The 13043-nt window shown below is 72.6% G+C and carries 11 protein-coding genes and 1 pseudogene; 7 read left to right on the forward strand and 5 right to left on the reverse strand.

What is annotated here, in order from left to right; translation table 11 throughout:
• Nucleotides 1–8: 8 nt before the first annotated feature.
• Nucleotides 9–122 (forward strand): annotated as a pseudogene (locus EBH09_RS39485) (GntR family transcriptional regulator); the annotation flags it as partial.
• Here EBH09_RS39485 and EBH09_RS32540 read toward each other — a convergent pair.
• From EBH09_RS32540 to EBH09_RS32560, 4 genes are all read right to left on the reverse strand, one after another.
• On the reverse strand, nucleotides 122–1342 hold the full coding sequence (locus EBH09_RS32540) for a metallophosphoesterase (protein WP_121750424.1): 1221 nt from the start codon (nucleotides 1340–1342) through the stop codon (nucleotides 122–124). The pseudogene EBH09_RS39485 and the gene EBH09_RS32540 overlap by 1 nt on opposite strands.
• 271 nt (nucleotides 1343–1613) lie before the next feature.
• Complete coding sequence (locus EBH09_RS32550; RefSeq protein WP_121750426.1) at nucleotides 1614–3113, reverse strand: tripartite tricarboxylate transporter permease; 1500 nt, start codon at nucleotides 3111–3113, stop codon at nucleotides 1614–1616.
• A 1-nt stretch (nucleotide 3114) separates the two neighbouring features.
• Nucleotides 3115–3669: a tripartite tricarboxylate transporter TctB family protein gene (locus EBH09_RS32555; RefSeq protein ID WP_121750427.1), complete on the reverse strand. Its 555-nt coding sequence runs from the start codon at nucleotides 3667–3669 to the stop codon at nucleotides 3115–3117.
• Entirely contained in the window at nucleotides 3666–4652 is a 987-nt protein-coding gene (locus tag EBH09_RS32560) for a tripartite tricarboxylate transporter substrate binding protein (RefSeq protein ID WP_193776650.1), read from the reverse strand. Before EBH09_RS32560 ends, EBH09_RS32555 begins: the two co-directional genes overlap by 4 nt.
• Nucleotides 4653–4954: 302 nt before the next feature.
• On the opposite strand from EBH09_RS32560, the gene EBH09_RS32565 reads away from it, so the two are divergent.
• Nucleotides 4955–6601 carry an ATP-binding protein gene (locus EBH09_RS32565; protein WP_121751116.1) on the forward strand — a complete coding sequence of 549 codons (1647 nt, stop codon included), beginning with the start codon at nucleotides 4955–4957 and terminating at the stop codon, nucleotides 6599–6601.
• The gene (locus tag EBH09_RS32570) at nucleotides 6598–7392 is read left to right on the forward strand and encodes a response regulator (protein ID WP_121750429.1); all 795 of its coding nucleotides are present in this window, start codon (nucleotides 6598–6600) and stop codon (nucleotides 7390–7392) included. Before EBH09_RS32565 ends, EBH09_RS32570 begins: the two co-directional genes overlap by 4 nt.
• Here EBH09_RS32570 and EBH09_RS32575 read toward each other — a convergent pair.
• Nucleotides 7355–7945: a TetR/AcrR family transcriptional regulator gene (locus EBH09_RS32575; protein ID WP_121750430.1), complete on the reverse strand. Its 591-nt coding sequence runs from the start codon at nucleotides 7943–7945 to the stop codon at nucleotides 7355–7357. The two genes, EBH09_RS32570 and EBH09_RS32575, sit on opposite strands and share 38 nt — an antisense overlap.
• A 265-nt stretch (nucleotides 7946–8210) precedes the next feature.
• On the opposite strand from EBH09_RS32575, the gene EBH09_RS32580 reads away from it, so the two are divergent.
• The 4 genes from EBH09_RS32580 to EBH09_RS32595 form a co-directional block, all read left to right on the forward strand.
• Entirely contained in the window at nucleotides 8211–8810 is a 600-nt protein-coding gene (locus EBH09_RS32580) for a 2Fe-2S iron-sulfur cluster-binding protein (protein WP_121750431.1), read from the forward strand.
• Nucleotides 8807–9799 carry a xanthine dehydrogenase family protein subunit M gene (locus EBH09_RS32585; RefSeq protein WP_121750432.1) on the forward strand — a complete coding sequence of 331 codons (993 nt, stop codon included), beginning with the start codon at nucleotides 8807–8809 and terminating at the stop codon, nucleotides 9797–9799. The genes EBH09_RS32580 and EBH09_RS32585 overlap by 4 nt, the downstream gene beginning before the upstream one ends.
• Complete coding sequence (locus tag EBH09_RS32590; RefSeq protein ID WP_121750433.1) at nucleotides 9796–11946, forward strand: xanthine dehydrogenase family protein molybdopterin-binding subunit; 2151 nt, start codon at nucleotides 9796–9798, stop codon at nucleotides 11944–11946. The genes EBH09_RS32585 and EBH09_RS32590 overlap by 4 nt, the downstream gene beginning before the upstream one ends.
• The coding region (locus EBH09_RS32595) for an XdhC/CoxI family protein (RefSeq protein WP_121750434.1) at nucleotides 11939–13043 on the forward strand (1105 nt) is incomplete at its 3' end. The genes EBH09_RS32590 and EBH09_RS32595, both read left to right, overlap by 8 nt.

Consider the following 13043-nt stretch of genomic DNA (forward strand, 5'->3'; position numbering starts at 1 on the left):
GGCCGGCAGGGGACCGGCTGCCGACCGTCAAGCATGTGGCGAGGCAGACGGCGGTCAACGCGAACACGGTGCTCGAGGCGTACCGGGAGCTGGAGCACGACGGCCTGGTGGCCGCCCATCCCTACGGCGAGGTGGACCGCTGCGGGGAGCGGAGCACGAGCAGGGTGATCTCGCTGGGGGCGAGGACGCGGAAGGGCGGGCCCCAGAAGCCGGTGCCGCGGCTGGTGTAGAGGAGGGTGCGAGTGCCGTGGCGGCTGAGACCGGCGAGGGCTGGCTGGTCGAGGCGGACCAAGTGGTGGAAGGGCCAGATCTGGCCGCCGTGGGTGTGGCCGGAGAGCTGGAGGTCGATGCCGTGGGCTACCGCGCGGTCGATGAACTTGGGCTGGTGGGCGAGGAGCAGGACGGGGAAGCCGGAGTCGGCGCCGTGGAGGGCTCCGTCGAGGTGGGCGCGGTGACCCGCCAGCCCGGAGGACTCCGCGGTGACGTCGTCGACGCCGGCGACCACGAGCGTGTCACCCCCGCGTTCGAGCAGCAGATGGCGGTTGCGCAGCGGCTCCCAGCCCAGCTCCTCCATCAGGTCGACCCAGCCCTGGGCCTCGCTGTAGTACTCGTGGTTGCCGGTGACGTAGACACGGGCCCGAGTCGCCTGCACGGTGCCCAGTGGGGCGGCCTGGGCGCGACGGCGTTCGGCCGTACCGTCCGCGATGTCGCCGGCGTGGCAGACCAGATCGGGGTCCAGGGCGTTCACCGTCTCGCAGACCCGCGCCGACCAGCGGGCGCGGTCGAGGGGACCGTAGTGGGTGTCGGTGATCAGTACGACTCGGGTGCCGTCCAACCCCTCTCCCAGACGCGGGAGTCGCACGTCGAGTCGGCGCACGCGTGGCACGCGTCGCGCCTCGGCGTACCCCCAGGCGAGCAGTACGGCGGTTACGCCGAGGACGGCCCAGGTGACGATGCGCGCCCGGTCCTGTCCGTCACCGACGCCGGCCACGGACAGGGCGGGCCGGAGCAGCACGCCGAGCAGAACGGACCAGGTGAACAGGACCCAGACGCTGCCCAGCAGCGTGTCACCTACGATCGCCGCCCGGTCCTGCTGCCGCCGACCGTGGCCGCGCACCATCGCGAGCGGCATGCCGATCAGGCCGAGGACGAACAGTGCGGTGCCGATCAGTTCGGCGGGGAGCGGCCAGTGCTGACCGGTATGCAGGAGAACCCAACACGGAACGGCCCACAGCAGGACGGGCGCGATCAGGGGGATGTAGCCCATCACGCGCTGCAGTCGGCTTCGTGGCGCCTCTCGCGCTTCACCGGCGGCGGATCGGGTGTTGCCCGTTTCGGTCACGCTCCCCCTCCTGGGTGTCCTTCGACCCTATGTTCCCAGGGGAACCCAGCCGCCCGTGGTCATCCCGGAAGGGTATGACCACGGCGCCAGGCTGGTGCGATCCGCGATCCGCGATCCGCGATCCGCGATCCGCGATCCGCGATCCGCGATCCGCGATCCGCGATCCGCGATCCGCGATCCGGAGAGGCTGGGGTTGTCCTGACGGGGATTGGTGGACACCGACAAGGACAGCCCCGACCGCCAGGTCCGGCTGAGCTTCCGGGGCCGAGGATCAGGCGTCGGCCCGGGGCCGTCCCCGGATCACCAGCCGCTTCAGCAGCGGCCACGCCAGCAGCAGCACGATCACCGCGTACACCGTCACCGCGAACGGCGTGTTGACCAGGCCCGTCACGCTGCCGTCGCTGATCTGCAGGGCGCGGCGCAACTGCTGCTCGGCGTTCGGGCCGAGGATGACACCGATGACGGCCGGCAGGATCGGCAGCCCGTAGCGCCGCATGCCGAAGCCGACCAGGCCGATGATGAGCAGGATCACCAGGTCGACGACCTCGCCGCCGACCGCGTACGCGCCGACCGCCGCGAAGAACATGATCCCCGCGTAGAGGTAGGGCCGGGGGATGCGCAGCAGCTTGGCCCACACCGGTGCCAGCGGCAGGTTGAGCGCGAGCAGCAGCACCATGCCGACGAAGAGGGACGCGATCAGGCCCCACACCAGCTCGGGTTCGCGTTCGAAGAGCAGCGGGCCGGGCTGGATGCCGTACTGCTGGAAGGCGGCCAGCATGACCGCCGCGACCGCCGTCGTCGGCAGGCCCAGGGTCAGCATGGACACCAGCGTGCCCGCCGCCGAGGCCGACGCCGCCGACTCGGGCCCCGCCACGCCCTCGATGGCGCCCTTGCCCCACTCGTCCTTGTTCTTGGACAGGCGCTTCTCCGTGACGTACGACAGGAACGTGGGGATCTCCGCGCCGCCCGCCGGGATGGCGCCGAACGGGAAGCCGATGAACGGGCCGCGCAGCCAGGACTTCCAGGTCCGCTTCACATCGGCACGGCCGAGCCAGGGAAGGCCCACCGGGATGGGTTCGGCCGCCGCGCGCCGCAGGTGGGCCGCCACCCACAGTGCCTCGCCGATCGCGAACAGGCCGACCGCGACGATCACCACGTCGACGCCGTCCGCGAGTTGCAGCGAACCGAAGGTCAGCCGCTGCTGCCCCGTCATCTGGTCCAGGCCCACCAGACCGATCGTCAGGCCGATCAGCAGGGAGGCCAGACCTCTGATGCGCGACGAACCGAGTACCGAGGTCACGGCGATGAACGCCAGCACCATGATGGCGAAGTAGTCCGGCGCGCCGATGTCCACCGCCAGGTCCGCGACCGTCGGCGCCAGCGCCACCAGCAGGATCGTGCCGATCATGCCGCCCGCGAAGTGACCGATGGCGGCGGCCGCCAGCGCCTGGGCGCCGCGCCCCGACTTGGCCATGGGGTTGCCCTCCATGGCCGCCACCACGGCGGCGCTCTCGCCGGGGGTGTTGAGCAGGATCGAGGTGGTCGAACCACCGAACATCGCGCCGTAGTAGATGCCGGCGAACATGATGAAGGCGGCGACGGGGTCGAGTCCGTACGTCACCGGCAACAGCAGCGCCACCGCCATCGCCGGGCCGATGCCGGGCAGCACACCGATGGCCGTGCCGAGCAGCACACCGAGGGCGGCCCACAGCAGGTTGAGCGGCGTGAGGGCCGTACCGAAGCCGTCCATGAGGGAGTTCAGGGCGTTCATGTCAGAGCACTCCCATCAGCGGACCGCCGGGCAGTGGCACTCCGAGCAACTTGTCGAAGACGATGTAGGTGATCAGGGACAGCACCGCGGCGATCAGCGGATCGCGGTCCGAGCGGCGGCTTCCGAGGGCGAAGGCGGCACCCCAGAAGAGCAGCGCACCGGCGACCGGGAAACCGACCGGCTCGATGAGTACGGCCGCGCCGAGGAAGATCCCGGAGAGCAGCAGCACCGTGCGCCAGTCGGCCGGTTCGGACAGGTCGATGTCCTCGCCGCCCTCCGCCTCGCCCCGGCCGCCGCGCAGGACGTCGACGGCGAGCAGCGCGGCGATCACCAGCAGTCCCATGCCGACCACGATCGGCACGGTCCTGGGGCCCACCGGCCCACGCTGGGTGATGTCGACGTCCATGGTGAGCGCGTCGGTCAGCACGAGCACACCGAGCGCCAGCAGCAGGACGCACACGCCCAGTTCGGAGTGGTCGCGCAGCCACGAGCGCCGTTCGGCCGCCGGGGCGGGGGTCGGGTCGGGCGCCGGGGAGGAGCCGGTCCGCGTCGTCACAGTCCCAGCTCCTTCAGTACCGACACCACACGCTTGTCCTGGGCGTCCAGGAACGCGCCGAACTCGTCACCGGTGAGGAAGGCGTCGTCCCAGCCGTTCTGGTCCAGCGACTTCTTCCACTCCGGAGAGTCGTGCAGCTCCTCGAACAGGCGGGTCAGCTTGTTCCGCTCCGCCTCCGACAGGCCGGGCGGGGCGACGATGCCGCGCCAGTTGGTGAAGTCCACGTCGTAACCGGACTCCTTCAGCGTCGGCGCGTCCTTCAGGTCGTCGACCCGCTCGGGGCCGGTCACCGCGAGCACCCGCAGCTCGCCGGCCTTGATCTGGTCCAGGTACTCGCCGACACCGGAGACCCCGAACCCGACCTTGTTGCCGAGGATCGAGGCGAGCAGTTCGCCGCCGCCGTCGAAGGGGATGTAGTTGACCGACTTGGGGGAGATCCCGGCGGCCTGTGCCATCAGCATCGGCGCCAGGTGGTCCGGCCCGCCCGGCGACGAACCGCCGCCGACAGGGATCTTGCCCGGGTCCTTCTTCCAGGCGGTGATCAGTTCGTCGATCGTCTTGTACGGCGAGTCCTTGCCGACCACGACGACGTCCTGCTCCTCGGTGAGCCGCGCGATCGGCGTGGTGTCGGCGAGGGTCTTGGGCGCGTGGTTGGAACGGGCGGCGCCCACCACGCCGAGGCCCATGGACATGGCGAGCTTGCCGTTGCCGTGTTCGCTCACCAGCCGGCTCAGGCCCACGGTGCCGCCCGCGCCGGGCAGGTTGAACACCTCGATGTTGTGCGTGAGCCCGGCGTCCTCGGCGTTCTTCGCGGCAGTGCGGGCGGTGATGTCGTAGCCGCCGCCCGGCGTGTTGGGAACCATGAAGCGCAGGCCGGGGATCTGCGTGCCGGTCTCGGCGTCGCTGCCCGTGGAGAGCAACGGCGGTCCCGCGAGCACGAGCACGGCGGCCCCGAGCAGGGCAAGGGGGGTGCGCAGGCGCACGTATGACACCACCTGTCGGTTGGGTAGAGCGGTAAGCGGTAGGGGGCGAGCCCCTGTGTGTGGGGGGGGTGACGTGGGCCACATCGTGCCTGCGGACCGGCGGCCTGTCTTCCTTGCGGAACCAAGGGAGGTTGTGGTCTTTGCGGTCACCGCCGGGGGCCGCCCGATGGATCACCGGTACGTCGCCGACGCATCCCCGGTTCATTGCGAAGACAGCACATCTCTTTCCTTCGCCGCAGGTGGGCGCCATGATGGCGAGCCGGCACACCCGCCCGCCCCCGTCAGCCGAGATCGAGTCAGCCGTGGCCCCCACCTTCCGCCGTCATACCCTCGCGGGCGAGATGCTGGTCCTCCAGCTCGCCATCGTCGTGGTCGTGCTGCTCGCGGTCGCCGCCGTCTCGCTCGCCCAGTCCAAGGCCACCTTCAACCGCGTCGAGGGGCGCCGGGTCACCGCCCTGGCCGAGCAGCTCGCCGCCACGCCCCTGGTCCGCAGCCAGCTGCTGCGCCCCGTGCCGCAGGAGGCCCTCGCCCCGCTGGTGAACTCCACACAGACCCAGTCCGGGGTCACCTCGGTCACGGTGGCCGACGCCGACGGCCGCGTCGTCAGCTCCACCGACCCCACGCTGATCGGCGGCCGGCTGCCGCGCGGCGAGGGCACCGCCGAGGGGCGCGGCTGGTCGGGCCCGCTGACCGTGCACGGCAGCCGAGAGCTCGTCGCCCGGGTCCCGGTGCTCGGCGCCACCCGGCAGACCCTCGGCCGGCACCTCGGCACGGTGATGGTCGGCGAGGCCGACCCGACGGTGTGGCAGCGCCTCAGCGGCGCCTCGTCCTACCTCCTGGCCTACCTCGGAATCGCCAGCGGCCTCGGCGTGGCCGGCTCCTGGCTCCTCGCCCGGCGCGTCAAACGGCAGACCCTCGGCCTGGAACCGCGCGAGATCGCCGGGCTCGCCGAGCACCGGGAGGCCATGCTGTACGGCATCGCCGAGGGCGTGGTCGCCCTCGATCCGCAGCACCGGCTGACCCTGGTCAACGAGATGGGCCGGCGTCTGCTCGACCTGCCCGCCGACTGCGTGGGCCAGAGCCTGGACGGCCTGGGCATCGACGGACGGCTGCGCGACGTGCTGGCCGGGGCCGCGGCGGACCGGGCCGAGCCGCGCGACGAGGTCGTGGTCCGCCACGGCCGGGTCCTGGTGATGAACCGCATGACCGTCACCAAGGACGGCCGCCCGTTCGGCTCGGTCACCACCCTGCGGGACCGCACCGAGCTGGCCCGTCTGGAACGGGAGATCGGCTCCTTCCGCAGCACTTCCGAGCTGCTGCGCGCCCAGGCCCACGAGTTCGCCAACCAACTGCACACCATCTCCGGACTCATCCAGATCGGCGAGCAGGACGAGGTGGTGCGCTACATCCGGGCGCTCAACCAGCGCCGTCAGTCCCTGGACGTCACCCTCAGCCGCCGGGTCCGTGACACCGCCGTCGCCGCGCTGCTGACGGCGAAGTCCTCCCTGGCGTCCGAGCGCAGGGTCGCCCTGCGGGTGTCCGACCGCACGGCGCTCGACCGGCTCGCCCCGGAGGACGCCGCGGACGTGGCGACCGTGGTCGGCAACCTCGTCGACAACGCCCTGGACGCCGCCGCGGCGCCCGATGGCGACCACGACGCCTGGGTGGAGGTCGAGCTGCGCCAGGACGCCTCCAGCGTCGAGATCGTGGTCCGCGACTCCGGGCCCGGCGTGGCGCCGGGACTGGCCCGCGAGGTCTTCTCCCACGGCTTCACCACCAAGGCCGCCCGGCAGGGCGAGCGCGGCATCGGCCTGGCGCTGACCAGGCTGGTCTGCGAGCGTCACGGCGGTGAGATCTCGGTGACCAACACCCCCGAGGGTGCCATGTTCACCGCACGCATGACCGTCAGCCACCTCACCGACGCGGTGGCGGAAGGAGCAGCACCATGACGGGTACGAGCGGCACGGCCGACGCGGCCGCCACGACCGCTGTGACGGGGGCGGCGGCCCCCCGGGGCACCGACGCCGCGATCGACGTGCTCGTGGTCGACGACGACTTCATGGTGGCCCGCGTGCACCGCGCCTTCGTGGAGCGCGTCGAGCCCTTCCGGGTCGTCGGGGTCGCAGGCACCGGGGAGCAGGCGCTCGCCGCCGTCGGGGAACTGCGCCCCGACCTGGTCCTGCTCGACCTGTACCTGCCGGACGTCTTCGGCCTCGACGTCATCCCCCGGCTGCGCGCCGCCGGGCACGACTGCGACGTCATGGTCATCAGCGCGGCCCGGGAGGCCGACGCGGTGCGCGGCGCCGTCCGGCACGGAGTGGTCGACTACCTGCTCAAACCGTTCGAGTTCGAGGACCTGCGGGTTCGGCTGGAGCGCTACGCCGTCCAGCGCGGCCGACTCCTCGGCACAGTGGTGCGCAGCCAGGCCGACGTCGACCGCGTGCTGGCGGGGGCGTCGCCGGCCGCGCCGGTCCCGGCGCTGCCCAAGGGCATGAGCGTGGAGACCGCCGAGCTGGTCGAACGCACTCTGCGTGCGGCCGACGGCACCCTGTCCGCCAGCGAGTGCGCGGCCCTGACCGGCGTCTCCCGGGTCAGCGCCCGCCGCTACCTGGAGTACTTCCACACCGTCGGCAGCGCGGAGGTCTCCCTGCGCTACGGGGTGGCGGGCCGCCCCGAACGCCGCTACCGCTTCCGGGGCGCGGTCACCGGCCTGGCGCTCCCGCCCGCAGCGCGTCCATGACGAAGTCCAGGAACCGGGTGGCCCGCGGCTGCCAGTCCTCGCCGGGATCGATCAGCCAGAGACCGCCGATGACGAGGAAGAAGTCGTCCGCGGAGACCCCGGGCCGGATGGTGCCGGCCTCCTCGTTGGCGCGGAGCAGGAGCTGGGCCGCGTCCATGACGGGGGTGGGGCGCGGCTTCTCCGGTCCGCCGGGCGCGCTGGTGACCAGCCGGATCGCGTCCGCCAGGCCGGCCTTGGTCATCGCGAACCGGGCGAGGCGGTCCATCCATTCACGCAGGGCCCGCTCGGGCTCCCGCGTGGCCAGCAACTCGGGAGCGGCGTCCGCCACCTGCTGCATCTCGTAGCGGTAGACCTCCAGGACGAGCGCCTCGCGGTGCGGGAAGTTGCGGTAGAACGTGCCCTGTCCGACGCCCGCCTTCTTGGCGATGCCGCTCAACGGGGCGTCCGCGCAGCGCGTCAGTTCCTCTATGGCCACTTTCAGGATCCGCTCGCGGTTGCGCTGGGCGTCCGAACGCAGGGGAGTGTCCGGCCTGTCCCTCTTCGGCTGCGGCACTCGTCCTCCTTCCGGGTTCGTGGCCGAATCCCGTTCTTGCTAAGCGGACAGCTGTCCGTTACGTTTTCCAAACGAGCGGACAGTTGTCCGGTTGCCGGTCCACTCTAGCGGCGGCCACGGCCGGCGGCCCCCGACCGCGCACGAACCCACCGCCTACAGCCCATTTTCACTGTCACCAGACACCAACTGTCGTCGGACATCAACTGTCACCAGACATCGACTGTCACCAGACACCACTGTCACCAGACAACAAAGAAGGCTGACCATGGCCCCAGCGCCCTCGTCGACGTCCAGCGCCGTCGTCCTGAACATCAACGGCGAGAAGCACCAGCTGACCGTCGACCACCGCACCACCCTCCTCGACGCCCTGCGCGAGCGCCTCGACCTCACCGGTACCAAGAAGGGCTGCGACCAGGGGCAGTGCGGCGCCTGCACCGTCCTGGTCGACGGGCGTCGCGCCGTCTCCTGCCTCAACCTCGCCGTCGCCGCCGAGGGGCGCGAGATCACGACCATCGAGGGCATGGCCGAGGGGGACCGCCTGCACCCGGTGCAGCAGGCCTTCCTCGACCTCGACGGCTACCAGTGCGGCTACTGCACGCCCGGCCAGATCTGCTCGGCGATCGCCGTCATCGAGGAACACGCGGCCGGCTGGCCCAGCGCCGCCACCGAGGACGTACGGCCCGAGGCCGGACCGCCACCCCTGACACCGGAGGAGATCCGCGAACGGATGAGCGGGAACCTGTGCCGGTGCGGAGCCTACGTCTCCATCGTCCAGGCGGTCGCCCGCGCGGCCGGGGCCGACGAAGCGGCGGTCGGCGAGGACGACGCGAACCAGGGCGAGACCGCGAAGGAGACGGCGGCATGAGGGAGTTCGGATACGAGCGCGCCGACGACGTCTCCGGTGCGGTGGCGCTGCTCGCCGCCGACCCGGACGCCCGCTTCCTCGGCGGCGGCACCAACCTCGTCGACCTGATGAAGACCGGCGTCGAACGCCCCGCCCGGCTCGTCGACGTCCGCGAACTCCCCCTGGACGGCATCGAGCCGACCGCCGACGGCGGCCTGCGCATCGGCGCGACCGTGACCAACAGCGACCTCGCCGCCCACCCCGCGGTGCGCCGCTCCTACCCGGCGCTGACCCAGGCGGTGCTGGCCGGTGCCTCCGGGCAGCTGCGCAACATGGCCACCGTCGGCGGCAACCTGCTCCAGCGCACCCGCTGCGGCTACTTCACCGACGTGAGCAAGCCCTGCAACAAGCGTGTCCCGGGCAGCGGTTGTCCCGCGATCACGGGCGAACACCACAACCACGCCATCCTGGGCGCCTCCGGCCACTGCGTGGCCGTGCACCCCTCGGACATGGGCGTCGCCCTAGCGGCCTTCGACGCGGTCGTCACCTACGAAACCGCCGACGGCCCGGGCGAGTCGCCGCTCACCGACTTCTACCTCCCCGTCGGTGACACCCCGGACCGGGAGACCGCCCTGCCGCCCGGCGCGCTGATCACCGGCATCACCCTGCCGCCCGCCCCGGTCGCCGCCCGCTCCCGCTACCGCAAGGTGCGCGAGCGCGCCTCGTACGCCTTCGCGATCGGCTCGGCCGCCGCCGCGCTCGACGTCGAGGACGGCGTCGTGCGCGACGCGCGGCTGGCCTTCGGCGCGGTCGCCTCCCGGCCCTGGCGGGCCCGCGCGGCCGAGGAGGTGCTGATCGGCCGACCGGCCGACGGCGAGACCTTCGCCGCCGCCGCGGACGCCGAACTCGGTGCCGCCAGGCCACTGCCCGACAACGGATACAAGGTGACCCTCATGCGCAACCTCGTGGTGGCCGTCCTGACCGAACTCGCCGAGGAGGCCGCCCGATGACCACCGCCACGACCGGTCCTACGACGGTGAAGGGCGCCGTCGGCACCGCGCACACGCGCGTGGAGGGCCGCGACAAGGTGACCGGAGCGGCCCGCTACGCCGGCGAGATCCCCTTCGCCGACCTCGCGCACGGCTGGCTGGTGCTGTCCACCGTCGCCCGCGGCCGCATCCGCTCGATCGACACCGACCCCGTCCTCGGCATGCCCGGCGTGCTCGCCGTCCTCCACCACGGCAACGCCCCGCGCGTCGACACCGACTACGTGGGCATGCTGGGCATTCCGCCGGACCCGACAGCCGCCGTCTTCCAGAACGACCGGGTGCCGCACGCGGGATGGCCGGTCGCCCTCGTCGTCGCCGGGACGCCCGAGCAGGCGAGGGAGGCCGCCGAGGCCCTCGTCGTCACGTACGACACGGAACCGCACGACATCACGCTCTCCGCCGACCACCCCGACGCCTACCCGGCCGACGGACACATGCCCGCGGAGACCGAGAAGGGTGACCTGGCGGCCGGCCTGGCGGCGTCCGCCGTCGTGGTGGACGAGGAGTACACCACCCCCGAAGAGCACCACAGCATGATGGAGCCGCACGCGGCCACCGCCCTGTGGGACGGCGGCCGGCTGGAGGTCGTCGACTCCAACCAGGGCACCACCTGGATCCAGGGCGAACTCGTGAAGATGTTCTCCCTCGACGAGTCCTCGGTGCGGGTGCGCTCCGAGCACGTCGGCGGCGGCTTCGGCAGCAAGGGCCTGCGCGCCCACCAGGTGTCCGCGGTGATGGCCGCGACCGTGCTGCACCGGCCGGTGCGCGTGGTCATGACCCGGCGTCAGATGTTCTCGCTGGCCGGATACCGCAGCCCCACCACCCAGCGCGTCCGCCTCGGCGCCGGCGCCGACGGCCGGCTGCGCGCCCTGGAACACCGCTCGCTGAACCAGACGTCGACCGTCTACGAGTTCGTCGAGCCCGGCGCAGGTGTCGCCAGGGTGATGTACGACGCCGACGCCCACCGCACGGCCAACCACGTCGTACGGCTCGACGTGCCGTCCCCGACGTTCATGCGAGCGCCGGGTGAGGCGCCGGGGTCCTTCGCGATCGAGTCGGCGTTCGACGAACTCGCCGAACGCTGCGGCGTCGACCCGATCGACCTGCGCCTGCGCAACGAGCCGGAGGCCGGCCCGGTCTCCGGGCTGCCGTTCAGCGGCCGCAACCTGGCCGCCTGCTTCAACGAGGGAGCGCGTCGCTTCGGCTGGGCGGACCGCGATCCGCGTCCCGGGGTGCGCCGCGACGGGCGCTGGCTGCTGGGCACCGGCACGGCCGCGGCGTCCTTCCAAGCGGGCGCGGGTCCGTCCACCGCTCTCGTGACCGCGGAGGCCGACGGCACCTTCACCGTGCGGATCGCCGCCGCCGACATCGGCACCGGCGCCCGCACCGCGCTCACCCTGGTGGCCGCCGACGCGCTGGACGTCACGCCCGAGCAGGTCCGGGTGCGCATCGGGGACAGCGACTTCGGACCGGCGATGATCGCGGGCGGCTCGATGGGTACCCGTTCCTGGGCGTGGGCGATCACCGAGGCGGCCCGCGAACTGCGGGAACGGCTCGCCCTGGGCACGAGCATCCCGCCGGAGGGCATCACCGTACGCTCCGACACCACCGCGGCCCTCGGTGCCCTCGCGCAGAAGGAACGGCACTCCTTCGGTGCGCAGTTCGCCGAGGTCGCCGTGGACACCGCCACCGGCGAGGTGCGGGTGCGCCGCATGCTCGGCATCTTCGCGGCGGGCCGAATCGTCAACCCGCTCACCGCCCGCAACCAGCTGGTCGGCGGCATGGTCTGGGGCATCTCCATGGCCCTGCACGAGGAGGCGGTCCGGGACCGGGCGAGCGGCGGACTCTACGGCCCCGACCTCGCCGGCTACCACGTCGCCACGCACGCCGACGTCCCGGACGTCGAGGCGGACTGGGTGGACGACCCCGACCCGGACGACCCGGTCGGCATCAAGGGCGTCGGCGAGATCGGCATCGTGGGCGCGGCGGCGGCCGTCGCCAACGCAGTCTGGCACGCGACCGGCGTTCGCCACCGGAGCCTGCCGATCCGGCCCGACCGCGTGCTGTCGGCCACGGTGCCCGCAGTCGGGGGCGGGACGGATGCTTGACATCGCCGACGAGCTGAACCGCTGGCTCGCCGAGGGCCGGGAGTTCGCCGTCGCCACCGTCGTCTCCGTCGGCGGCAGCGCACCGCGCGGGCCCGGCGCCGCCCTCGCCGTCGACAGCGAGGGCACGGTGATCGGCTCGGTCTCCGGCGGCTGCGTGGAGGGCGCGGTGTACGAGCTGTGCTCCGATGCCCTCCGGAGCGGCGAGACGGTGCGCGAACGGTTCGGCTACAGCGACGAGGACGCCTTCGCGGTCGGGCTGACCTGCGGCGGGATCATCGACATGATGATCACGCCGGTCGCTGCGGACTCGCCCTCGCGGGAGGTGTTCCGGGCGGCGCTGTCGACCGCCGTCGAGGGCGGTGCCGCGGCCCTCGCCCGGGTCGTCCAGGGCCCGGGGGAACTCCTTGGCCGGGCCCTGCTCGTCCACCCCGACGGCTCGTACGAGGGCGGTCTCGGCGGCCACCCGGACCTGGACCGCACGGCGGTGGCCGAGGCCGGGGCCCTGCTGGACGCCGGCCGCACCGGCACGGTCGGCCTCTCCCAGGACGGTTCGCACTGCCCCGGCGGGCTCACGCTGCTCGTCGAGTCGAGCGTGCCGCCGCCCCGCATGATCGTCTTTGGCGCGGTCGACTTCGCGGCGGCGCTGGTGCGGGCCGGCAAGTTCCTCGGCCATCACGTGACCGTGTGCGACGCCCGGCCCGTGTTCGCCACGCCGGCCCGCTTCCCCGAGGCCGACGAGGTCGTGGTCGACTGGCCGCACCGCTACCTGCGGAGCACGCCGACCGACGGGCGCACGGTGCTGTGCGTACTCACCCACGACGCCAGGTTCGACGTACCGCTGCTGACGGAGGCCCTGCGGATGCCGGTCGCGTTCGTCGGCGCGATGGGCTCGCGCCGCACCCACGAGGACCGCGACCGGCGGCTGCGCGAGGCGGGCCTGACCGAGCGCGAGCTGTCCCGGCTCCGCTCACCGATCGGCCTGGACCTCGGCGCCCGGACGCCGGAGGAGACCGCGCTCTCCATCGCGGCGGAGATCGTCGCCTCCCGACGCGGCGGAACGGGCGTGCCACTGACGGGCGGGGCGGCGCCGATCCACC

This window comes from Streptomyces sp. E2N166 (genome assembly GCF_003671715.1).
Classification (GTDB): Bacteria; Actinomycetota; Actinomycetes; order Streptomycetales; family Streptomycetaceae; genus Streptomyces; species Streptomyces thinghirensis.

Coding starts and splice junctions, on each gene's coding strand:
- EBH09_RS32550 (WP_121750426.1), bottom strand. CDS start 3,113: ATGAACGCCCTGAACTCCCTCATGGACGGCTTCGGTACGGCCCTCACG.
- EBH09_RS32580 (WP_121750431.1), top strand. CDS start 8,211: ATGGCCCCAGCGCCCTCGTCGACGTCCAGCGCCGTCGTCCTGAACATC.
- EBH09_RS32590 (WP_121750433.1), top strand. CDS start 9,796: ATGACCACCGCCACGACCGGTCCTACGACGGTGAAGGGCGCCGTCGGC.
- EBH09_RS32570 (WP_121750429.1), top strand. CDS start 6,598: ATGACGGGTACGAGCGGCACGGCCGACGCGGCCGCCACGACCGCTGTG.
- EBH09_RS32585 (WP_121750432.1), top strand. CDS start 8,807: ATGAGGGAGTTCGGATACGAGCGCGCCGACGACGTCTCCGGTGCGGTG.